This is a genomic window from Guopingia tenuis (genome assembly GCF_014384805.1).
Taxonomy (GTDB): Bacteria; Bacillota; Clostridia; order Christensenellales; family Christensenellaceae; genus Guopingia; species Guopingia tenuis.
Map to the genome: position 1 here is coordinate 16,560 of NZ_JACRSS010000004.1, position 22,595 is coordinate 39,154.

Genomic DNA, 22,595 nt, shown 5'->3' on the forward strand with positions numbered 1-22,595 from the left:
AAAATGGGGGTATAGCTCAGCTGGTAGAGCGCTTGCTTCGCATGTAAGAGGCCAGGAGTTCGAATCTCCTTATCTCCACCACGGGCAACTGCCCGAGCGGATATCGCAATTCACTTTAGTGGGTTGCGATATTTTTGTTGCCCGAAAGAAAATATCCATTTCGGCAATATCTGCCACGTCGCGGTGGACTTCGCGATTCATAACCCGCTCGGAAAACCGAGCAGGTTTTTAAATCGCTCCGTCACTGCTCCTTTTCCCCACAAAGACACGTTTTCTTCGGTCACTACCAGCCCCATTTTCCGAGCCGCAAGACTTGCATCTAAAAGGTCAATATTAGGCACAGGCAACGGCCCGGGCGAATATCGTAATTCACATGAGTGGGTTGCGATATTTTTATACTCGAGCCAAAGATTTTGTCAATAATAAACAAAACACGGCAAAAACCCACTGTTAAGCGGGTTTTTGTTTTGCCTTACACGATTTATTTGCGAAAAAGCATTTGTAGGCGATCTTAGGCCGTACTTTAGCGAGCGGCCCTTTATCAAATGGAGAAAAGAGGAAATGCCATGTGTTGAAGAAGAGGATGCATGGCAGCGGGTTAGCATTTATGCAATGGGCAATAAGGAAATAGGGTATTCCCCGGATGGGTTTTTAGTTGGGGAAAACTAAATGCGGCGAAAAGAGCGGGATTGGTTGGGGAGGATAAACTGCTGACGGCGCATATCGCGAATGGAAGAGGCCGGAGGAAAACCCTTTGGGAAATTGTGTGTTCCAATAAAATGCGACTTTATTGGGAATATACGGGGAAAGAATGGAGCGGATATATTCTTCTCGTCCTAGAATACGACGGATTCTGGGGGAGATTTAGAGGCAATACAATAATAAAAAGAACCGGAAAGAGAGCTCTCTTTCCGGTTCTTTGACAGAATAGTAAATCTGATTTTTTATGCCTGGGCCGCTTCGCGTTTTTCGATTTTCCGGTTGCGGAAATAGAGGCAGATATCTGTACAAACCATGATGATATTGGGAATATAGAACCAGAAAGCCAGGTTATACGTCTGGGTCATGATTTTGGAGATGATGCCGCAGACATAGCCAAAAGCGATAAAGCAGCTGAACATCAGGCTCTTGCCCTTGGTGGAGCGGGAGCGATAGGAGCGCACGATGGACATCGGCCAGGAAATTCCGAAGCAGATAATCATCATTGTTTCAAAGATACTTGCAAGTTCCATGGGATAAAATCTCCTTTAAAATAAAATTATTTCATTACATAGGGATGCAGATGCCCGCAGGCGCAGACATCTGCATATAAGCCCTATTTGCATCAATGATTATTTTTTACGGCGATAGTCGGGGAGCAGCTTGGGCGAAACAATATCGCTTTCGATGCCCGCATCCGCCATCTCCTTGGCGAAATTGCTGACGTGCTCCAGGCTCAGCTTGCCGACCTTTACATCTTTGGCCTTGGCCGAAGCATTGCGGCCGGCGTTGCGGCCAAAGACGATGATATCCAGCAGCGAATTGCCCATGAGGCGGTTGCGGCCATGAATTCCTCCCACGGCTTCGCCGGCCACGAACAGGTTCTCGATGTTCGTCGTCTGGCCGTCATCCGTGATATCCAGGCCGCCATTTTGATAGTGCAGCGTGGGATAGACAAGGATGGGTTCCTTGCGGATATCGATATCGTATTTCGCAAACATGCGCATCATGGCGGGGATCCGCTTTTCAATGGTGCCTTCGCCGCCCTTCAGCTCGATCATGGGCGTATCCAGCCAAACGCCCTGGCCCTGGGCTGTATGCACGCCTTTGCCGCGGTCCGAGCATTCCCGGATGATGGAAGCTGCGGCAACGTCACGGGTTTCCAGAGGATGCATGAAAGCAACGCCGTCGACGTTGATGAGCTTTGCGCCGAGGGAGCGGACCTTTTCCGTAACCAACGCGCCGAAGATCTGTTCGGGATATGCGGCGCCGGTGGGATGGTATTGCAAGGTATCGGCATAGAGAAGCTTAGCCCCGGCACGGTATCCCAGAATCAAGCCGTCCGCCGTTGCGCCATAGTGATTGGAGGTGGGGAAGCCCTGATAATGCAGCCGTCCGGCGCCGCCCGTGGCGATGATGACCGTCTTGGCCCGGGCCACGAGGATTTCCTCTGTTTCCATGTTCATGAGAACTGCGCCGGCCGCATGGCCGTTTTCGTCCAAAATCAGCTCAATAGCCGCTGTATAGTCGACGACAGGGATTTCTCTGTTAAGGACTTCATCACGCAGTGTGCGCATGATTTCGGCTCCAGAATAGTCCTTAGCTGCGTGCATCCGCTTGCGGGAGGTGCCGCCGCCGTGGGTAGTGATCATGGTGCCATCCTTATCCTTATCGAATTCCACACCCAGATTGTTGAGCCACTGGATGGCCTCCGGCGCTTCGTTAACCAGCTTATAGAGCAGCTCGGGTTTGGCGGCAAAGTGCCCGCCGCCGAAAGCGTCCAGATAGTGGATGGCGGGGGAATCGTTGGGCTTATCCGCCGCCTGGATGCCGCCCTCTGCCATCATGGTGTTGGCGTCGCCCATACGCAGCTTGGTGGCGATCATAACCTTTGCGCCGTTGTTGTCTGCCTCGATGGCCGCAGACGCGCCCGCGCCGCCGCCGCCGATAATCAAAACATCCACGTCATAATCCGGGGAAGAAAGATCAATTTCTGCCGGATTTACACGGCTGTTCGCCTGCAGAAGGGCGGCCAGCTCGGTGGGCACTTTTTCTCCCTTATTGGGGCCGATCTGCAAAACGGCAAATTCGCCCTTTTTATAGTCCGGGTGATAGGTGGCAAGGAGAGTTTCCTTTTCCTCCGCGGTCATCCGGCGGGGTTCCAGGGCGGCGTTTTCCTTCCGGGCCGCCTCGACTTTTTTCATGGATTCAAGCATTTCGTTGGTATACATATCCATTTTCTCCTTACTGTTCGATTTCCCGGTGGTTATAGAGCTCTTTCATCTCTTCGATGGGCTTCTGCATGAGTCCTTCCAGCAGTTCCTTGAAGTCGCCGTTCTGGATTTCCTTGACCCGGTCCTCGAGATGCTGGGACTTGGGCGCAAGATACTTGCCGTTCAAGCGGCGGGCCAGAAGGGCCACCTGGGGATGCGAGATCCCCGCCGGACAGCGGGACGAGCAGACGCCGCACATGACGCAGTCAAAGGATTCCTCGGCACACTTTTCGTATTCGCCACGCTGGGCATAGGCGATATACTGCATGACGTTCAGGCCCTGGGTGCAGCTCTTGGTGCAGGCGTTGCAGCCAATGCAGCTATAGATTTCGGGATAGAGCTGCATCATAATCTGTTCGGTAGGCTTGATTTTTTCGATATCATAGACTTCTTTGACGATGGGGAAGAAGGGCAGCATGGCGATATACATGTTGTCCTGCACCTGGGTCTGGCAGGCCAGGCAGGCCTTCAGCTCCCGGTCTCCCTTGATGCGGTAAACCGTGGCGCAGGCGCCGCAGAAACCGTTGCGGCAGCCGCATCCGCGGATGAGCTGATAGCCGGCATATTCAATGGCGCCCATGATCGTCAGGCTTGCGGGCACTTCATATTGCTTGCCCATAATATACACATGAACCATATTTTCCATTTTGAAAACCTCTCCTTATCAATATTCGCTGGGAAGCTCATCCAGCTGGTCAAAGCGGAACACGGGGCCGTCTTTGCAGACATATTTATTGCCGATGTTGCAGCGGCCGCATTTGCCGACGCCGCACTTCATGCGAAGCTCCATGGTGGTATATACCTGGGTTTCCTTGAAGCCCAGCTCCTTTAAGCCGGCCAGAGTGAACTTGATCATGATGGGCGGGCCGCACATGAGGACCGTGAGCCCCAGATCCGGATTCAGCTCCTTGACATAGTTGGGAACAAAGCCGACATGGCCATCCCAGCCCTCCTGTTCCCGGTCGATGGTCAGGAACACTTCCACGCCATCGTCCTTCATCCATTCATTGATGATCTCCTGGTAATCCACCAGATCCTCCTTGGAGCGGGAACCATAGACGATCTGCACCTTGCCGTAGTTTTCCCGCTTATCCCGGACATAGTTGATGACCGAGCGCAGAGGCGCCAGCCCGATGCCGCCGGCGATGAACAGGAGGTCTTTGCCCTTCAGCGCGGATTCCACCGGGAAGCCGTTGCCATAGGGCCCGCGGACCGTGACCTGCTGGTCGGGTTCGATCATATGCAGCCAGGAGGTCAGGCAGCCGCATTTTTTGATGCTGAACTCCATATAGGCCTCGTTGGTGGGGGAAGATGTGATGGAGAACATGCCCTCGCCCACGCCCGGCACCGAAACCATGGCGCATTGGCCGGGAATATGCTCGAAGAGTTTTTTTCCATCCAGACCCACCACGCGGAAGGTTTTTACGTCGGGGGTATCCTGCCGGATATCCGTCACAACCCCAACTTGCGGAATTAACGTTTCTCTATCCATTATTTATCCTCCCCCAGCGTTTTGATGACTTTGACAATATTCATGGAAATCGGGCATTTGCTAAGGCAGCGCCCGCATCCCACGCAGCCATATTCGCCGTCGTTATTGGACGGGAAGTAGACCAGCTTATGCATGAACCGCTGGCGGAACCGCTCCAGCTGCGTCAGCCGGGGGTTGCCATGGGCCATGCGCGTGAAATCCGAATACATGCAGCTGTCCCAGCAGCGGAACCGCTGGATGCCGTGCCCGGTGTTGAAATCGCGGATATCATAGCACTGGCAGGTGGGGCACACAAAGGTGCAGGTGCCGCATCCCAGACAGGCTTCGGAAAGCCCGGCCCATTTGGGAGAATCAAACAGCTTTAACAGGTTATCGCCGTTAAATTCCTCCATATCCAGCTTGGAGAAGGGGAGCTTTTCCAGAATCTTTTTGGTGTTCTCTTTTTGTTCTTCCACAGGCGCGGCGTCCGCATCCTCCAGAAGATCCCCCAGCGCCTGGGCCAGAGCTGTGCCCTTTTCGGTAACCGGCTCGAGATAGAGGGCGTCCTCAGTCATCCAGCCGCGCATATCGCCCTCGGGCTCGGTAGCATCGATGCCGAACAGGGGACAGAAGCAGGTTTCCTCCGGCCGTGTGCAGGCCAGGGAAATGATGGTTCCATGCTCCCGGCGGGTCTTATAGTAGGTGTCCACCGGGTCCACTAGGAATACTTTATCCAGAATGGTGAAGCTCCGGGCATCGCAGGCGCGCACGCCGAAAATTACGAAATCTTCGGATTCTTTGCGGGAATCGATGACTTCGATGGCTTTGCCCTGGGTCTTGAACTCCATCAGGTTTTCCGTCTGCGGGAAGAAGAAATCCTTCGCACTGCGCACGGTGTTGAGGGCGCGGGAGAGAGAAACTCCTTCCTTCCATTCCTTATACTGGGCCTGGCCCCCTTCGTTATCTACGGGGAGGTACAGCGTTTCCTTTGCCGCGATGGCGGCGAAGAATTCGTCGAGCTTTGCAATGGGAAGTTTCAGCATCACTTGTTCCCTCCTCTTTCATAGATAACGCTGGGCTCCGCATCCTCCTGGGTGAAGGTGTTGAGCGGCGGCTTGGTATCCGGATCGGCGCCGGCCTGGTACTCTCCATACAGCTCATCGATATCCTTGATGAACTTGCGGTTCAGGAGGTGCAGCGGGATGTTCTGGGGGCAGACCCGGGAACATTCGCCGCAGTCCGTGCAGCGGCCGGCCACATGGAAGGCGCGGATGATATGGAACATGTTTTCCTCAAAGGAATCCACCGCCGCCTTCTGGGCAATGCCGGAAGCGTCGTTATCGAATACGCACTTTTCGCAGGTACATGCCGGGCAGACATTGCGGCAGGCGTTGCAGCGGATGCAGCGGGAAAGCTCGCCCCGCCAGAAAGCAAACCGCTCGTCCGGCGTCATGTTTTCCAGCTTTTCCACCATATCGAAGCGGTGGCTGTCCAGCACGTCGCCCTCTTCGCCCATCAGCTCGTCATAGACCACATGCTTTTTGCTCTTGCAGTTCAGGCAGCGGTCGGCCATGGCCTCGTCTTTTTTGATGGATTCTTCGCCATAGAGGGTTTCCACGCGGACGGTTTCGCCGTCGCAGCGCATGGAGCAGATGCCCGTGATGCCCTTGGACTTCACGGTATCCACATCCACCTTGCCCTCGCAGGGGACGCCGATCACATAGACGTGATCCCGCCAGATGCGGTGTTCCTTCAAAAGCTGACTGAAGCTATAAGTATCGCAGGGCTTCAGAAACGCCAGAATCTTGCCCTCCTTGCGGGACTCTTTGATGAGATATTTGGAGAGGTTTGCCGCGCAGAGGTCGTTATAGAGGAAGCCTGCATCCAGTTCCTCCGCCGTGGTGAAAACGGCGGGCGTGATGTCATAGTCAAACTCGCCGGCCTTCCATCCGATGACACGGTTGACGGTCCCATCGGCCAGAAGCGCCTTGGCGCGCTCGATCATTTCTCTTTGCATCGTAAATCCTCCAATCTCTTATTCTCGCCGAGTTTGGTTACGGTTTCCACAAAGTCGTTCATGGTGGCGGCGAATTTCGCGCCCTCAGCGGCGGAAACCCATTCCACCCGCGTCCGCTCCTTCTCAATGCCCAGATAGTCGAGCATGGAGAACAGCAGCGTCATGCGGCGGCGGGTATAGTAGTTTCCGGTGGTATAGTGGCAGTCGCCCGGATGGCATCCGCAGAGGATCACGCCGTCCGCGCCCCGCTGGAAGGCCCGCAGGATGAACATGGGGTTCACGCGGCAGGAGCAGGGGACGCGGATGATCTTCACATCCGCCGGATAGTTTAAACGGTTGGTGCCCGCCAGGTCGGCCCCGGCATAGGAACACCAGTTGCAGCAAAACGCCACGATTTTCGGTTTAAATTCACTGTTGTTTACTTGCATATCGCGTCTACCTCCGCCATAATCTGGCTGTTGGAGAAGCCCTTCAAATCCATCGCGCCCGAGGGGCAGGCCACCGTGCAGGCGCCGCAGCCCTGGCAGACCGCTTCGTTGACGATTGCCACGCGGCGGATCGCCGTCGTCCGGTCGGGCATGCGGAATTCCTTATCCTCATAGGTGATGGCGCCATAGGGGCAGACCTTTTCGCAGGCCGAGCAGCCGTTGCACATCCACTCATCCGAATGGGCGACGCAGGGGTTGCAGGTCAGCTTATCCTTGCAGAGCAGGCCGATGACCTTGGAGGCCGCCGCGCCCGCCTGGGATACGGTTTCGGGGATATCCTTGGGGCCCTGGCAGGTTCCCGAGAGGAACACGCCGGCCGTCGGGCTTTCCACCGGCCGCAGCTTGGGATGGGCCTCGGTGAAGAAATCGTTGGTATCCATGCTGGCCGTGAGCATGGTGGCCAGAGGCCGCGCGCTCTTATCCGGCTCGATGGCCGCCGCCAGAACGACCAGATCGGCATTGATATGCAGCTGCTTGTTGTCTAAAAGATCCGAAGCCTGCACGGCCAGTGTGCCGTCCGCCTGGGGAACAATCTTGCCCACCATACCCTTGATATAGTGGACGCCGTATTGCTCGACAGCCCGGCGATAGAACTCGTCGAAGCTCTTGCCGGGGGTACGGACGTCGATATAGAAAACGTAAACGTCGGTATCCGGATATTTTTCCCGGGTCAGCATGGCGTGCTTGGCGGTATACATGCAGCAGATCTTGGAGCAGTATTCCTTGCCGCAGCCGGAGGTATCCCGGCTCCCCACGCACTGGACGAACACGATGGTGTGGGGATGCTTGCCGTCCGAGGGACGCAGCAGCGTGCCGCTGGTGGGGCCGGCGGCGTTGGTCAGCCGCTCAAACTCCAGAGAGGTGATGACGTCCTTAGACTGGGAATAGGCAAATTCATCGAATTTATCCAGGTTGATGGGATTATAGCCCGTGGCTACGACGATGGCGCCGTACTGTTCCTCGATGAATTCGTCCTTTTGCTTATAGTCAATGGCTCCCGCCGTGCAGACTTTGGCGCAGAGACCGCATTTGCCCTTTTTGAGCATGTTGCAGTGCTCGGGGTCGATGGTAGCGACCTTGGGAACGGCCTGGGCAAAGGGAATATAGACCGCGGAACGGTTGTTCATGCCCAGGTTGAACTCGTTGGGGACCTTCTTCATGGGACACTTTTCCGTGCAGATGCCGCAGCCTGTGCACTTGGTTTCATCCACATAGCGCGCCTTGCGCTTGATGGTCACCGTGAAGTTGCCCACGAAGCCCTTTACGTCCGTGACTTCGCTGTAGGAATAAATTTTGATATTTTCGTTCTGCGCGCAGTCCACCATTTTGGGCGTCAGAATACATGCGGCGCAGTCCAGCGTCGGGAAAGTTTTGTCCAGCTGGGTCATTTTCCCGCCGATGGTGGGCTTGGTTTCCACGATATCCACCGGGAAGCCCGCGTCCGCGATATCCAAGGCGGTCTGAATGCCGGCGATGCCGCCGCCGATGACCAGCGCCCGCTTGACAACCGGGCTTTCGCCGGCATAGAGGGGAGCGTTCAGATGCACCTTGGCAATGGCGGCTTTCCCGAGGGTAATGGCCTTTTCGGTGGCCTGGGGGATATCCTTATGAATCCAGGAACACTGTTCCCGAATGTTGGCGATCTCCACCATATAGGGGTTGAGGCCGGCCACTGCCGCCGCCTTGCGGAAGGTGGCCTCGTGCATGCGGGGCGAACAGGAACAGATCACGACGCCCGAAAGATGATAATCCCGGATGGCGTCTTTGACGATGTTCTGGCCCGCTTCCGAGCACATATATGGATAATCTGTGGAGAAAACTACGCCCGGCTCATGTTTCAGAGCTTCCGCAACGGCTTTGACATCCACGGTTGCCGCGATGTTCGTGCCGCAATGGCATATAAAAACGCCGATTCTTTGCATTGCTTTTTCTCCTCCTTATTTGCTGTATTTCCGAAATGCGCTGACGATGGCCTGCTGCGGCAGATCCGCATTCAAAACCTCGGGAATGGTCTCGGGCTTCAAATGGTTTTCGCCCTGCTGGCGGATGACAGCCAGGCGGATGGCCTCCACCAGCTTGGCCGGCTCCACATCCCGCGGGCAGCGTTCCACGCAGGCAAAGCACGAAAGGCATTTATAGATGGATTTGGATTTCAGAAGCGGTTCAATCTCGCCGTTTTCCACCATATAGACGAACTGATGGGGATGGTATTCCATCTCGTCATAGGAGGGGCAGGTGCCCGAACATTTGCCACAGCGCATGCATTTGCGGGGATTGACACCACTGATGCGGAGGATGGTTTCCTTGGTCACTTTGTTTTCCATTTCAGTTTCCTCCTTCTTTCAATCCGAGAGCCTCGGCCAGAAGCTCGGTGAAATAAACCACCGGGATATCATAGCCGTCGGGGTTCTGGTTCAGGTTATACAGGCAGAGGGGACATGCCGTCGCGAGCATTTCCACGCCGCTGTCCTTGGCGTTATGCAGGACGGCGCCGCTCTTCTTCCGGGAGATTTCGGGGTCCTCCAGCGTCACATAGCCGCCGCAGCACTCGTTGCGCATGGCATATTTGACGGGGGTCGCGCCGATGGCGCGGATGAAATCCTCGAGAATCGCCGGATTTTCCGGATTGTCCATCTGCATCACCTTGCCGGGGCGCAGGAGCAGGCAGCCATAGTAGGCGCCGATTTTGCGTCCCTTCAAGGGGTTGGTCACTTTTTTGGCAATTTCATCAAAGCCAACCACGTCCCGCAGGACCTCCAGATAGTGAAGAACTCTGGTTTCGCCGTGGTATTCCTCCTCCAGCTGGAGATAGTTGTTGGCCTTGAGGGCGATGTTTTCGTCGTTCTGCATGTCGCTGTTGACCTGCTTAATGACGTTATGGCAGGCCGAGCAGAGCGTCACCAGATCCTGCCCTGCGTCCCTCGCCGAAGCCAGGGCACGGACGGAGGAGAGCTTGGTTGCGATCTCGTCCTTTGCCATGGGATATGTGCCGCCGCAGCACTGCCATTCCGGGAGCTCCTCCAAAGTGAACCCCAGAGCCTCGGCCGAGAGGCGGGCATATCTGTCCAGCTCCTTGGCCTTGGTTTTGAGTGTGCAGCCGGGATAATAACTAAATTTCATAGATGTTTCCCTTTCTTCTTCCCCGGGCAGTGTCAGACCATCTGTTCCGGATGGAAGACCTCGTCGAATTTTTCCTCCGTCAGGAACCCGAGAGCAACGCAGGCTTCCTTTAAGGAGATATTTTCCTTGAATGCCTTCTTGGCGGTCTTGGCGGCGTTTTCATAGCCGATATAGGGATTGAGCGCCGTCACCAGCATGAGGGAGTTATGCAGGTTATGGTGCATTTTCTCTTTATTGGCCGTGATGCCCACCGCGCAGTTGTCGTTGAAGGACACGATGGATTCCGCCAGCAGCCGGGCCGACTGGAGGAAATTATAGATGCACACGGGCATGAATACGTTCAGCTCGAAATTGCCCTGGCTTGCCGCCATGCCCACGGCCACGTCGTTGCCCATGACCTGCACGGCCACCATGGTGACCTGCTCGCATTGGGTGGGGTTGACCTTGCCGGGCATGATGGAGCTTCCGGGCTCGTTTTCGGGGATGTGGATTTCCCCGAGACCGTCCCGGGGGCCGCTGGCCAGCCAGCGGACGTCGTTGGCAATCTTCATCATATCCGCCGCCAGGGCCTTCAGGGCGCCATGGGCGAATACCAGCTCATCCTTGCTTGTGAGGGCATGGAATTTGTTGGGCGCCGTGACGAACTGCTTGCCGGTGATCTGGGAAACGGCCTTGGCCACCTCCACATCAAATCCCTTGGGCGTATTCAGCCCCGTGCCCACGGCGGTTCCGCCAAGGGCCAGCTCCTTTAACTCGGGCAGGGCAATTTCCAGCATCCGTTTGTCCTTTTCCAGGGAAGAACGCCAACCGCTGATCTCCTGGGAGAATTTGATGGGCGTGGCATCCTGGAGATGGGTGCGGCCGCTCTTTACGATGCCTTCGTTTTCGGCTTCCAGCCGCTTGAAGGTGGCGATCAGCAGATCCAGGGCGGGGAAGAGCTTATCCTCGATAGCCAGCACTGCGCAGATATGCATGGCGGTGGGGAAGGTATCGTTGGAGGACTGGCTCATATTGATATCGTCGTTGGGATGCAGCAGCTTCTTGCCGGCGATCTCATTGCCGCGGTTGGCAATGACCTCGTTGGCGTTCATGTTGGACTGGGTGCCGCTGCCCGTCTGCCAGACAACGAGGGGGAAATGCTCGTTGAGCGTTCCGGCCATAACTTCATCGCAGGCCGCCGAAATGGCTTTGAGCTTTTCATCCGTCATTTTTTCCGGCTTGAGCGCATGGTTAGCGATCGCCGCCGCCTTTTTCAAAATGCCGAAGGCATGGGTGATCTCCCGGGGCATGGTTTCGATGCCCACGCCGATTTTGAAGTTTTCGTGGCTGCGCTCGGTCTGCGCGGCCCAATACTTATCGGCAGGCACCTTGACTTCGCCCATCGAATCGTGTTCAATGCGATATTCCATCGAATTGGTTCTCCTTTATCTAAAAAGATTATATATCGAGGTTTTTGATAACGTCCTTCAGGCTGTCGGCACTCTTCTTCAAAAGGGCCTGTTCCTGTTCGTTCAGAGGAGCGACCAGCTTGCCCTTGATGCCTTCCCGGCCGACAACCGTGAGGGTGCTCAGGCAGACGTCCTCAATGCCGTATTCCCCGTGCATCATGGAAGAGACGGTGAGAGTGGTGTCGGTGGCGGAGAAGATGCACTTGCAGATATGCACGACCGAAGCGGCCACGGCATAGAAAGTAGCGCCCTTTCTCTGAATGATTTTGCCGCCGGACTTGCGGATATAGGTTTCCACTTCTTCGTAGACCAGCTCGGGGCTCAAAACTTCCTTATCCTCTTTGAGACATGCACGGTACTGGGTAATCGGAATGTTGGAAATATTGGCCAGGGACCAAGGAACGAAGGAGGTATCTCCATGTTCGCCAAACACATAGGCATGGACGTTCTGCTGGTTGATGTTATAGTATTCCGAAAGACGCGAACGCAGGCGGGCGGTATCCAGAATCGTGCCCGAACCGATGATGTGGTGTTCCGGCAGACCCGAGGTCTTGCAGAACTGATAGGTCAGGATATCCACCGGGTTGGCCACGACGATATAGATGGCGTCCGGCGCATATTTCACCAGCTGGGGGATGATGGTCTTTGTGATATTGACGTTGGTCTGGGCAAGATCCAGACGGGTTTGGCCGGGTTTTCTCGCAACGCCGGAGGTCAGGATGACGATATCCGAATCCTTGGCGTCCTCATAGCTTCCCGCATAGATGGAAACCGGCGCGCAGAAGGGCGTTCCCTGGCGGATATCCAGCGCCTCGCCCAGAGATTTTTCCCCGTTGATATCGATCATGACGATCTCCGAGGCCGTTCCGTTGACAACCATTGTGTAGGCGATGGTGGCGCCGACACTACCTGCTCCGATAATTGTAATCTTGCTCATAAACTCTCTCCCTCTTGTGTATTTTTTATAGAATCCTTATGCATCTGCTCAAACAGATGATTGGACAGCACAGCCAGCGACGCCGCCAGGTTCTCGTTCTGCACGAGAATGCCCTCGGGAACCGTCAGATGTGTGGGGGCGAAATTCAAAATTGCGGAAATCCCGCTTTCCACCATCTGGTCGCAGACCTTCTGCGCCTGATCCGCCGGAACCGTCAGAATGCCGATCCGGATGTTCATCCGCTTGCACAAATCTTCCATTTTAGACAGCCCGAAAATGGGCTTTCCGCCCGCCGTGGTTTCCTCCGAGGCGACCCGGATATCCAGCCCGGCGACGATATGCAGGCCATATTCCGAAAACCCTTCATAGTCGAGAAGCGCCTTTCCCAGCTTTCCCGCACCGACGATGACGGCATTGCTCACGTCGTTGCAGCCCAAAAAGGCCTCCAGATCCTCCACCAGCTCGGAAACGATATAGCCGATGCGGGGCCGCCCCGCCTTGCTCACCGAGGCCAGATCCTTGCGGACCTGAACTTCACCCATATGCAGCGCCGCGGCGATAGCCGTGGCTGAGATATGGACCGGCCCCTGGGGCGGAAGCGATTTGAGATAGGTCAGGTAAATGGGGAGCCGCCGGAGAATGGCCTGCGATATTCCTTTTACTTCCATCTGCACTCACTCCTTTCCCCGAAAAAACGCATGAATACGCCAAATTCCGCATTTTTCTATATACTATCATAAATATATACGGATGACAAATACAAAAAATTATATCGATATAAAAATATCGATATAATTTTTCTTAATTAATAAGGTTTTTAGGCCTGGGGATAGATTTTGAATTCGTTGATTTCCGTCCAGGGGATTTCCGGGGGTGTTCCGTGATTTTCCACCAGCTCAAACCGCACATATTTGGCCTGAACCGGAGCGTCGAGAATGACTTCCTGCCACCCTTCGGCCTTTTCGGTTTCCACAGTCTTGACGAGGGTCCAGGGCACAGAATCGACGGCGTCCTCCGCCGTCCGCAAAGCCTCTGGTTCATCGGTATTGCTCACATAGATGCGGATAGTTTTGGCCAGTTCCTCCAGAACGCTGATATCTACGCCCACATTGCGGAAGATCCGGACTTTGGCGACCGTCTGTTCCTCGCCAAAAAAGCTCAGAACGACGTTGGCAGGCCCCATGGTATTGGCGCCCCATGTGCCGCCGTTGCGCCGGTTATCGTCCCGGATTACGTTTACGACCCAGAGCTTCGGGTCGCTCTCGGTATGGCTGGCCCATTCGATGCGGGTATAGAGAGAACCATCCCGGCGAAGGCCCACGGGCAATAAGGTCTGTTCCATTATATTTCCTCCCTTTTATGATATTGTATACATTATAATATATATTTTACAGCAGACCCCTCCGTTCTGACAAGGAGGGGTCTGCAAAAAAACAGAAATTCTGTCATTTTTTTGACGCATTCTCTTTTCTTGTCTTTAGTATTCCGTAATCCGGTTGATGATGCTGCCGTCCAGAGCGTTGACGGTAAGCTGGCTGTGGCCAAGATATTCCTCTTTTTCTGTTTCTCCGGTATGTGTGTTTTCCACGATGTTGTATCCATAAAAATCCCAAACCGGAATAAGCCGCAGGACATCCTGCCTGTCCTGCCGGGGAACCATCATCCAGCCAAGGCGGACATCGTTGATATGTACCTGCGTAACTCTGGCATCGATAATCTCCATGTTTGCCGCCATAAGAAAATCCCGGCACCTTTGCTTGATTTCCTTAAAATCCAGCAGAGAGGGCTGAAAGGGAAAACTTTTTCTTCAACAGAAGGATATGACGGATAATATTCTGAAAAAACGTTTCTGGCTTTTTTTCATGGCAAAGCCGGGAGAGATATGCTATAGTAAAATGGGGATTTAGGGAAAGGAAGAAGCAATGGATATTCGGCTGATTGTTGTGGATTTGGATGGGACGCTGATGCAGAAGGACGAGACGGTTTCGCCCCGGGCGCAGGCAGCCTTTGCCCGGGCACGGGAGAAGGGAATCCGCGCGGTGGTGGCGACGGGGCGCTCGATGGCGGAGGGACAGCACGGCGCGGAGGCCGTCGGGGCTGACGGATATATGATCACCCTGGCCGGCGCCCAGATTATGGATCGGCAGACCGGGCGGGAAATCTATGTCCGGCATTTGCCGCTGGAGCAGTCCCTGGCTGTGGCGGATATCGTGGATGCCAGCGAACAGACCTATTTTCAGCTGTATTCGGGAACGGATCTGGTCAGTACGCATAAGGCTGTGAAATTGATTCATGACTGCGAACTGCCGGCAGGCTATGCGGAAGCAGCAGTGAAAAAGATGGTTCTTGTGCCCAATCTGCGGGAATATCTGGAAAAGACGGGCAAGCCCGGGGAAAAGTATTTTATTTTGTCCAAAGAGCCGGGAAGAATCGAGGCAATCCGTCAAGAGATGGAAAAAATACCGGATATGTTCGTAGTTAGAGCACATCCCTATGGCATTGAAACTATGCAAAAAAATGTAAATAAAGGGACGGCGCTGCGGATTCTCCGGGAGCATCTGGGATTAAAAAAGGAACAGGTGCTGGTGATGGGCGACAGCGAGAACGACCTGGCCCTGTTTGCCGAGGGAGGTTTCCGAGTGGCCATGGGGAACGCCTATCCCTGCCTGAAGGAACGGGCGGACTATATTGCGCCCCGCTTTGACGAGGATGGGGTGGCCCGGGCTATTGAGGAGCTTTTGCTGCGGGACTGACGGGAGGAAGAAAGAGATGCCGGTTTGGGGATGGATTTGCCTGGGGCTGCTGGGCGGCGGGCTATTAGTGCTGTTCTGCTGGTGGCAGAACAAGGGCCTCACGAAAACATGGATCTGCCTGGATTTTTCCCGGGTGGAAACCCCCTTCCGCCTGATTCACCTTTCGGATCTGCATGCCCGGAGTTTCGGGCGGGGCAATGCCCGGCTGCTGGCCATGATCCGGGAAGAGGCCCCGGACGGGATTGTCATTACGGGGGATCTGGTGGGGCGGTTTTCCCGGCGGACGGATCCCATGTTCTCCCTTTTGGAAAAGCTCTGCCGGATAGCGCCGATATACTATGTGAGCGGCAACCATGAGTATGGGCGGCGGGATCGGGAGGAGATCTTCGCCCGGGCCGCCCAGGCAGGGGCCGTCGTGCTCCGGCATGCGATGCGAAGGGATACAATCGGAGGGCAGGAGCTTTGGATCCTGGGGTTGGACGAGATGGGGTATCACCGGAAAAGCCGCCGGCTTTTGGAGGAATTTTCGCAAAAAGAGGGATTCAAGCTGCTTCTCTCGCACTTTACCGAGCGGTTTGCCGGAGAATACCGAGAGTATGATATTGATCTGATATTGACAGGGCATGCCCATGGCGGGCAGTTCATCCTTCCCTGGATCGGGGGCGTTTATTCCCCGGGACAGGGGCTTTTTCCCAAGTATTACCGCGGTGTATACCGGGAACAGGGAAGCGTCCTGGTGGTGAGCCGGGGGATGGGAAACAGCCGGTTTCCCCTGCGGCTGTTTAACCGGCCGGAGGTCGTGGTTATCGATATCATACCCAAAAGAGCCGAGGAAAAATAAAAAAAGCCCGGGGCATACGCCCGGGCTTTTTGTTAGGTAAAGATATTTTATTCGGAGGCGTCATCCTCAGAGGCAGTATCTTCTCCGGAAACGATGGAGTCATATTCCTCCTGCGTCATGTCGATAAGATCGAGATGAAGCTCGATATTGATATCCTTCTTCCATTCCTCAATCATCTGAATAAATGTGGTTTCCTGCTTGGAAGCCAAAAGCTCTTCGGTGAGCTCAGCCTTGACGGAATCCAGGGGAATTGCGCCGGCGGGAATGATCTCCTCCAGACGGAGAATATGATAGCCATAATCCGTTGGCACCAGGCCGCTGACGTCGCCTACATTTTTTAAATCGAAGGCCGCATCCTTGAAATTGCTTTCATACATGGAATCCTCAGAATCCACGACATAGTAGCCGGCGGTATACTGCTCATAGGAGGTGTCGTCGGAATGCTCCTTCATGAGATCTTCAAAATTCGAGCCGTCGTCGCTGATCTGGCCCAAAACGCTCTCGGCATCTCCCTTGATCTTGGCGAGAGCTTCCTGCAAAAGGGCGTCGGCCTCTTCGGTTTTCCCGTCTGCCGTCAGTTCATCGATTTGGGCCTGATCCTCGTCGGAAATGCCGATGAGGATCTGTTGGACTCGGCGGGCCTCCTGGGGAACGTAATAGATGGTGGAATAGGCCTCGGTTGCCTCGTTTTCATAAGACGCCGGATCGGCATCATATGTCTCTTTGGCAGAGGCTACCTTTTCGTCATATCCCTTTTGCAGCTCGTCATCCGAAATCGAGACCCCCTCGGTTGCGGAAGCATAGATCTTGTTGAGCAGGGCACTCTCCGTCTGGGACTGCCGGATGCTCTCTTCAATATAGCCGTTTTCCGTCATCATGGTAGTAACCAGCAGGTCGATTTCGGACTCCGTGGCATCGGGATTTTCCTCTTTTGCCTGGCTTTCAAAGGTCGTGCGGCCCTCTTCCATGGTCTGCTCCACGTATTCTTCCACTTCCGCCTTTTCTTCGTCCGAAAGGGTGAGGCCCTCTTTTTCCGCCTGTACAATGGCAACCTCATTGTTGATGAGGGAATAGAGCAGGCTGGCCTGAATAAATTTCAGTGTGCTCTGGGTGTCTTCGCTGGTATCGGAAGTATCAATGCCATAGAGGCTCAGATAAAAATCCGAAAACATATTGAAGTCCGAAAGGGAGATCTCTCGGTCGCCGACCTTTGCCAGAATATCGTCATCTCCAGTTGTGGCGCTGCAGGCGCCGAACAGCATGGCGACAGCCAGCAGCAGGGCAATGATGCCCGCGTATTTTTTCATGAATGTTCCTGCCTTTCCAGTTCTAACAAATATTTTTTCCATCATAACATAAAATTATGATAGATTTGTGAACAACATGTGGAGAGGGAAAGAAACATGGCGCTCTCCATGGATCACATATTTATCAGTATACCAGAGTTTATGGAAAAGGCAAAGAGCCGGGATTTACAGAAAGAGGAAAGTGGGGTACAATAAAAACAGGTTAGATAAGCAGCAGTTAGCGGAATCTGGCACACCGCAGTGTGCAAAAAAGGAGAAGCAAAATTTATGAATGAAAAACGTGCGACATATGGAAAAGGCGCTCTGGGGGCGTTTGTAGGTGCGCTGGCCGGATTTGCGGCATGGTGCATTGTGGCCTATTTTGTTGGAGGGAACCTGCATCTGAGCTTTGGTTTTGTGCTGGCGCTTCTCGTCTATTTGGGCTACACGGGAATGAACGGAAAAAACGGCCGGGGAGCCTACCTTATCTATATCGCGTTTGTTTTGGCGGTTGGCTTTGCCGCCTATCTGGTTGCCTCGGGTATGATAGCCGTGAACGAGACGGTTGGCGCAGAAACGATGGCCGCTTATGCAGAGGGGCAGTTTGGAGGAAATGCTTTTGCCGCTTATTTCTCCCTTCTGGGGGATGGAATCCAGGTGGCATGGGAGGGACTGGCTACCGGATGGACGAATTTGGCCATCGCTGTCATCTTTGAGGCGGCAGGCGGCGCTTATTTCCTTTTGAAGCTGCATGATGCCGTGAAGGAACAGGCTGCGGACGCCGGAAAAAAGACGGAGTCGGCGGAGAATCGTGGTTCTGTCCAAGAAGAGGAACCGGAGGAAAACGCCGGAGCAGAGGGCGAACCCGCCCAAGAGGAAGAAGAGGCGGCCGAAGAAGCCGGCGGACAGCCCGAAGAGGGAGAAATATAGGATAGAAAAGAACCCGGCGGCTATAGAAAGCAGACGGGAAAGGACGCGGGGACGGCGGAGCTGTCCCCCGTTTTTTTGTTTTTTTGCGGACAGGTGTTTGAAAATGGGGGGAACTATGGTAAAATAAGAAAAATGGCTGCGGGGGCCTCTTTTAAAAAGAAACCGACGCTTGCGGCAAATCACGAAAGGATAGCAGAAAATGAACAATCGAAAATCCAGTTTGGGAATGAGCTTGAATCTTGTCTATGTGCTGATCTACCTGCTGCCGCTGGCCGGGAGCCTGCTGTTTTTAATTTTTGACTATAAGGACCGGGAGATCCGCCTGCATGCTTTGCAGACGCTCTATGTGGCCATTGCTGTTGTTCTGGTGCATATCATTCTGGGGCTGCTGGCCTCCATACCTTTCATCGGGGCATTTTTCAGCGTGATTATCTGGGTGATGTATATCCTCTATGTGTTCGTCATGCTGGTGGGACTGATCAAGGCCCTGAACGGTTCGATCCTGACCATCCCGTTCTTTTATGAAATGGCCTACAAAGGAAGCTACTAATTATTTTTGCAATAGAAGAGGAAAAGGAATATGGAAAAAATTCAAATGCCCGTGCCTCTCGTGGAGATGGACGGAGACGAAATGACGCGCATTATCTGGCAGGAAATCAAAAAAGAGCTGCTGGAACCCTTTGTCGCGCTGAACACGGAATACTATGACCTGGGCCTGCCCCATCGGGACGCTACCGGCGACCAGGTGACGGTGGACGCAGCCAACGCCATTAAAAAATACGGTGTCGGCGTAAAGTGCGCCACCATCACGCCCAATGCCGACCGGGTGAAGGAATATAACCTGAAAGAAATGTATAAAAGTCCCAACGGCACCATCCGCGCCATGCTGGATGGAACGGTGTTCCGGGCGCCGATTCTGGTCAAGGGAATTCATCCTTCGGTCCGGACCTGGGAAGCCCCCATTACCATTGCCCGTCATGCCTTTGGCGATGTGTATAAGGATACCGAGGCAAAGGTGCCCGGCGGCGCGAAGGTGGAACTGGTGGTGACAGATGAAAACGGCGAGACCCGCCTGCCTGTGTATTCCTATAACGAAAACGGCGGCATTGCCCTTTCCATGTATAACACGGTGGATTCCATTTCCAGCTTTGCCCGCAGCTGCTTCAGCTTTGCCGTGGATACAAAGCAGGATCTGTGGTTCTCCACAAAAGACACGATATCCAAAAAATATGACCATACCTTCAAGGATATCTTTGCGGAGATCTATGAAAACGAGTTTAAGGCCAAATTTGAGGAGCTGGGGATTGAATATTTCTATACCCTCATCGACGACGCTGTGGCGCGGGTCATCCGCTCCAAGGGCGGGTTTATCTGGGCCCTCAAAAACTATGACGGCGACGTTATGAGCGACATGGTGGCGACGGCTTTCGGCAGCCTGGCCATGATGACCTCTGTGCTGGTTTCGCCCTATGGTTATTATGAATATGAAGCCGCCCACGGCACGGTGACCCGGCACTATTACCGGCACCAGAAGGGCGAGGAAACGTCCACCAATTCCATGGCCACCATCTTTGCCTGGAGCGGCGCCCTCCGCAAGCGGGGCGAGATGGACAAAAATGCGGCGCTCATGCAGTTTGCCGACGATTTGGAGGCGGCCAGCATCGCTACCATCGAAGAGGGCGTTATGACCAAAGACCTGGCGCTGCTCACCGAGCTTGACAATGTCAAAGCCGTCAATACAGTGGACTTTATCCGGGAGATCCGGAAGAGATTAGAGAAAAAATATAACTGAAGAGGACAAGAAAAATGAGCTTATATGAACAATGGAAAGATCTCGCCAATATGCAGCAGACCCAGCAGGCGCAGGCCGCTTTCTGGAGCGAATATTTCAATGCGGAAACCGAGAACTATAAAAAGATTCTGGCCAACAAGGACACGGTGTTTTCCGGAAAGCTCTCCGAGCTGGCAAAGGAATTCGGCATGACGGACGTGGTTTTTGCGGGCTTTATGGACGGGATCAACGAGAGCCTCAAAGAGGGCTATGAGCTGGATTCTCTCACCGAGGAGAGCGAGATCTCCCTCAATGTAGATTTTGAAAAGCTGTTCTATAACATGCTGGACGCCAAAGCAAAATGGCTCTATACGCTCCCGGAATGGGCAGATATCCTTTCGGAGGAGACGCGCCGTGAGCTGACCAAAAAATGGCGGCTTTCCGGCCAGGCGGTCAGTGAAAAGACTGTGGGCCGCAACGATCCATGTCCCTGCGGCAGCGGGAAAAAATATAAGAAGTGCTGCGGAGCAAACGCATAAGAGCTTTTTTTGCAGCGCAAGGACAGAGAATGAGATAAAAACAGCGGATGGCAAAGATCCGCTGTTTTTTATAAGGGGAAATGCCGATGGAAGAAACAGGAGGGCGTCTGGCAGATTTCTTGCCATTTATGCGGGATTTTGTTATAATCGCCCGTGGAAAGGATGCCGGCGGGGATGCGGCAGGGTGGCATATGAAAAAACGGATTTTTTTATCGGATATTGATGGAACACTGCTGAAGGGACGCGGAAGCATTCCGGAGGCGGTTGCGGAGGCGGCCCGGAAGTTTGCGGAGACGGGATGGCTCTGCCTGTGCACCGGGCGCTCTCTGGCGTCGGCGGAGGGTATTGCCGGGCTTTTGGGCGTCAATGCGCCTTCCATTCTTTTAACAGGAGCAGAGCTTTACGATTTTCAAAAGAAGCGGGCGGTTTGGACCCAGCCCATGGAGGGGGATATCCGGGAGCGGATTGCCTGGGTCCTGGAGAGATACCCGGGAGCCGGCATGCAGGTCTGCACGGAAACCGAGATCTATCACCTGCGCCTGAATGAGCGGCAGCGGCAGTACGGTGTTGTGGAGGAGGCTATAGGGCGGCCGGAATACCGCCTGGAGGATGTAAAAGGCGAGATATTGAAGCTGGTGATTGCCGGGGACGATATCCGGGAGCTGGAGGCTTTGGGCCGGGAGGTATTTTCCGGCGAGGAATATAAATTTGCCTTTGCCAGCCGCCATTTTACCGAAGTGGTCAGCAGCCGGGCCGGGAAGGATGCCGCCATGAAAAAGCTGGCGGAGATTATGAAAATTCCGGTGGGAGAGTTTTTTGCCGCGGGAGATTCCATGACCGATCTGCCTATGCTGAAGCTGGCGGGAACCTCCTTTGCACCCGAGGACGCCATGGAGGCTGTCAAAGCCTGCTGCGGGCATATTGTCCCTTCGCCGGTTCATGGAGGAATGCAGAGAGCATTTGCCATGGCCATGGGAGAGGAATAAAACAAAAAGAGGCCCCCACGGGCCTTTTATATTGGAAATTAAATGGGCGCGGTTCCTTGTCGTATAGCGGGAGCCGAAGAGAAAATACACGCAGCAAAAATAATCCGGCGGCTGAAAAACGAGAATGCAGCGGCCTGGCCCGATATCTATAGTATCTGCCGGCGATAGACAAGCAGATGGATCAATCCGGCCAGCAGATTTCCCGGCATGGCGTCCGCAGATACTTCCATAAGCCGCATTATTTTGTTTTTCAGAAGAGCCCCCCGTGTTTCTGCGAAATGCACGTTTGCCATGGATTGGCGGAAAATACGCGGGAGAATACAAGAAGTCCTGTGCTGCAAAGATGCGCCCATGGAACTCAGCAGGGCCGAATGATTCTTTCCTTTATTCTGAAAAAAGAAGAGGCAGAAACAATTTCTGCATAGAAACAGTTTATGTGCTTTGGTTATTCTGCGCAAGAAGGGCGTCGTAATAAGCGACCTTTTTTTTGATAGTTTCCAACTGCTGCTGCAGAGCGTCGATTTGGCGGAGAGTGACCTCCTCCTGGCGCTTGATGATCTCGCGGCGGACGGAGAGAGTGGCGTCGCCTTCCTGGCAGAGCGCAAGGTAGTCGTGGATCTGGGCGATGCTCATGCCCGTGCCGCGCAGGCAGACGATGAGCTGGATGTTTTTGATGTCCTCCTCACTATAGGCGCGCACGCCCCGGGAATCCCGGGAAATATGGGAGATCAGTCCCTCCTTTTCATAATACCGCAGGGAATAGGGGGATAAGCCCACCAATTTTGCTGCCTGATGAATGGTATACACGAAAATAAATTCTCCTTTATGGTCTGCAAATTTTATTTTTAATAGTATACCATATTTATGCCGTGATTTATAGAGACAAAATTGCCTCAAAACGATGGAGATGCGCCCATGGCTGTGTGCAGCAAAAAGCTGGCTCCCGCGGGCGGCATTTGTCCTCCGCCCTGGGCCGACCGGAGCGACGAAGCAGGTTAATAAGTATTTTTTACTTGACTTATAGTGACTCGAATGC

Annotated in this window: 24 protein-coding genes and 1 tRNA gene; 8 read left to right on the forward strand and 17 right to left on the reverse strand. The window is 54.1% G+C overall.

The window, feature by feature from the left end:
• Positions 1–5 precede the first annotated feature (5 nt).
• Positions 6–81 (forward strand) — tRNA-Ala (locus tag H8693_RS08315).
• Between the two features lie 863 nt (positions 82–944).
• On the opposite strand, the gene H8693_RS08320 is transcribed toward H8693_RS08315, so the two are convergent.
• The 15 genes from H8693_RS08320 to H8693_RS08390 all read right to left on the reverse strand — a co-directional run bounded on the left by H8693_RS08320 (position 945) and on the right by H8693_RS08390 (position 14,233).
• Positions 945–1,232: a hypothetical protein gene (locus tag H8693_RS08320; protein ID WP_178621697.1), complete on the reverse strand. Its 288-nt coding sequence runs from the start codon at positions 1,230–1,232 to the stop codon at positions 945–947.
• 99 nt (positions 1,233–1,331) lie between these two features.
• Positions 1,332–2,930 (reverse strand): FAD-dependent oxidoreductase, encoded by a 1,599-nt coding sequence (locus H8693_RS08325; RefSeq protein WP_178621698.1) that lies wholly within the window; start codon positions 2,928–2,930, stop codon positions 1,332–1,334.
• 13 nt (positions 2,931–2,943) lie between these two features.
• The gene (locus H8693_RS08330; RefSeq protein WP_178621700.1) at positions 2,944–3,618 is read right to left on the reverse strand and encodes a 4Fe-4S dicluster domain-containing protein; all 675 of its coding nucleotides are present in this window, start codon (positions 3,616–3,618) and stop codon (positions 2,944–2,946) included.
• Positions 3,619–3,636: 18 nt separating this feature from the next.
• Positions 3,637–4,464 carry an FAD/NAD(P)-binding protein gene (locus H8693_RS08335; protein WP_249280582.1) on the reverse strand — a complete coding sequence of 276 codons (828 nt, stop codon included), beginning with the start codon at positions 4,462–4,464 and terminating at the stop codon, positions 3,637–3,639.
• Positions 4,464–5,486 (reverse strand): 4Fe-4S dicluster domain-containing protein, encoded by a 1,023-nt coding sequence (locus H8693_RS08340; RefSeq protein WP_249280583.1) that lies wholly within the window; start codon positions 5,484–5,486, stop codon positions 4,464–4,466. The genes H8693_RS08335 and H8693_RS08340 overlap by 1 nt, the downstream gene beginning before the upstream one ends.
• On the reverse strand, positions 5,486–6,460 hold the full coding sequence (locus tag H8693_RS08345; RefSeq protein WP_178621704.1) for a 4Fe-4S dicluster domain-containing protein: 975 nt from the start codon (positions 6,458–6,460) through the stop codon (positions 5,486–5,488). Before H8693_RS08345 ends, H8693_RS08340 begins: the two co-directional genes overlap by 1 nt.
• Complete coding sequence (locus H8693_RS08350; protein WP_178621706.1) at positions 6,445–6,888, reverse strand: hydrogenase iron-sulfur subunit; 444 nt, start codon at positions 6,886–6,888, stop codon at positions 6,445–6,447. The genes H8693_RS08345 and H8693_RS08350 overlap by 16 nt, the downstream gene beginning before the upstream one ends.
• Entirely contained in the window at positions 6,879–8,870 is a 1,992-nt protein-coding gene (locus H8693_RS08355; RefSeq protein ID WP_249280584.1) for a CoB--CoM heterodisulfide reductase iron-sulfur subunit A family protein, read from the reverse strand. Before H8693_RS08355 ends, H8693_RS08350 begins: the two co-directional genes overlap by 10 nt.
• A gap of 15 nt (positions 8,871–8,885) precedes the next feature.
• The gene (locus H8693_RS08360; protein ID WP_178621710.1) at positions 8,886–9,272 is read right to left on the reverse strand and encodes a 4Fe-4S dicluster domain-containing protein; all 387 of its coding nucleotides are present in this window, start codon (positions 9,270–9,272) and stop codon (positions 8,886–8,888) included.
• Position 9,273: 1 nt separating this feature from the next.
• Positions 9,274–10,068, reverse strand: a complete 795-nt coding sequence (locus tag H8693_RS08365) for a CoB--CoM heterodisulfide reductase iron-sulfur subunit B family protein (RefSeq protein WP_249280585.1) — start codon at positions 10,066–10,068, stop codon at positions 9,274–9,276.
• Positions 10,069–10,100: 32 nt separating this feature from the next.
• Positions 10,101–11,477 carry a class II fumarate hydratase gene (fumC, locus tag H8693_RS08370; RefSeq protein WP_178621714.1) on the reverse strand — a complete coding sequence of 459 codons (1,377 nt, stop codon included), beginning with the start codon at positions 11,475–11,477 and terminating at the stop codon, positions 10,101–10,103.
• A gap of 28 nt (positions 11,478–11,505) precedes the next feature.
• The gene (locus H8693_RS08375; RefSeq protein WP_249280586.1) at positions 11,506–12,453 is read right to left on the reverse strand and encodes an L-lactate dehydrogenase; all 948 of its coding nucleotides are present in this window, start codon (positions 12,451–12,453) and stop codon (positions 11,506–11,508) included.
• Positions 12,450–13,121: a redox-sensing transcriptional repressor Rex gene (locus tag H8693_RS08380; protein WP_249280587.1), complete on the reverse strand. Its 672-nt coding sequence runs from the start codon at positions 13,119–13,121 to the stop codon at positions 12,450–12,452. The genes H8693_RS08375 and H8693_RS08380 overlap by 4 nt, the downstream gene beginning before the upstream one ends.
• 149 nt (positions 13,122–13,270) lie before the next feature.
• Positions 13,271–13,795: a discoidin domain-containing protein gene (locus H8693_RS08385; RefSeq protein WP_249280588.1), complete on the reverse strand. Its 525-nt coding sequence runs from the start codon at positions 13,793–13,795 to the stop codon at positions 13,271–13,273.
• Positions 13,796–13,930: 135 nt separating this feature from the next.
• Positions 13,931–14,233, reverse strand: a complete 303-nt coding sequence (locus H8693_RS08390; RefSeq protein ID WP_330605749.1) for a DUF6034 family protein — start codon at positions 14,231–14,233, stop codon at positions 13,931–13,933.
• A gap of 142 nt (positions 14,234–14,375) precedes the next feature.
• Between H8693_RS08390 and H8693_RS08395 the strand changes: the two genes are divergently transcribed.
• Both H8693_RS08395 and H8693_RS08400 read left to right on the forward strand, forming a co-directional pair.
• Entirely contained in the window at positions 14,376–15,206 is an 831-nt protein-coding gene (locus H8693_RS08395; protein ID WP_249280590.1) for an HAD family hydrolase, read from the forward strand.
• 16 nt (positions 15,207–15,222) lie between these two features.
• Positions 15,223–16,047 (forward strand): metallophosphoesterase, encoded by an 825-nt coding sequence (locus H8693_RS08400; RefSeq protein WP_249280591.1) that lies wholly within the window; start codon positions 15,223–15,225, stop codon positions 16,045–16,047.
• Between the two features lie 47 nt (positions 16,048–16,094).
• Here the strand turns inward: H8693_RS08400 and H8693_RS08405 are convergent, their stop codons facing one another.
• Positions 16,095–17,399, reverse strand: a complete 1,305-nt coding sequence (locus tag H8693_RS08405) for a peptidylprolyl isomerase (RefSeq protein WP_330605744.1) — start codon at positions 17,397–17,399, stop codon at positions 16,095–16,097.
• Positions 17,400–17,621: 222 nt separating this feature from the next.
• Here H8693_RS08405 and H8693_RS08410 point away from each other — a divergent pair, with 222 nt between their 5' ends.
• The 5 genes from H8693_RS08410 to H8693_RS08430 all read left to right on the forward strand — a co-directional run bounded on the left by H8693_RS08410 (position 17,622) and on the right by H8693_RS08430 (position 21,559).
• Entirely contained in the window at positions 17,622–18,263 is a 642-nt protein-coding gene (locus H8693_RS08410; RefSeq protein ID WP_249280593.1) for a hypothetical protein, read from the forward strand.
• A 199-nt stretch (positions 18,264–18,462) separates the two neighbouring features.
• Positions 18,463–18,813, forward strand: a complete 351-nt coding sequence (locus H8693_RS08415) for a DUF4870 domain-containing protein (RefSeq protein WP_249280594.1) — start codon at positions 18,463–18,465, stop codon at positions 18,811–18,813.
• Positions 18,814–18,843: 30 nt separating this feature from the next.
• Positions 18,844–20,055 carry an NADP-dependent isocitrate dehydrogenase gene (locus H8693_RS08420; protein ID WP_249280595.1) on the forward strand — a complete coding sequence of 404 codons (1,212 nt, stop codon included), beginning with the start codon at positions 18,844–18,846 and terminating at the stop codon, positions 20,053–20,055.
• A gap of 14 nt (positions 20,056–20,069) precedes the next feature.
• Positions 20,070–20,573, forward strand: coding sequence for an SEC-C metal-binding domain-containing protein (locus tag H8693_RS08425; RefSeq protein WP_249280596.1), 504 nt, complete (start codon positions 20,070–20,072; stop codon positions 20,571–20,573).
• Between the two features lie 191 nt (positions 20,574–20,764).
• The gene (locus H8693_RS08430; RefSeq protein WP_249280597.1) at positions 20,765–21,559 is read left to right on the forward strand and encodes an HAD hydrolase family protein; all 795 of its coding nucleotides are present in this window, start codon (positions 20,765–20,767) and stop codon (positions 21,557–21,559) included.
• A 432-nt stretch (positions 21,560–21,991) separates the two neighbouring features.
• Here the strand turns inward: H8693_RS08430 and H8693_RS10750 are convergent, their stop codons facing one another.
• A complete protein-coding gene (locus H8693_RS10750) occupies positions 21,992–22,366 on the reverse strand; it encodes a MerR family transcriptional regulator (protein WP_178620960.1) in 375 nt (124 codons plus the stop codon).
• Positions 22,367–22,595 lie beyond the last annotated feature (229 nt).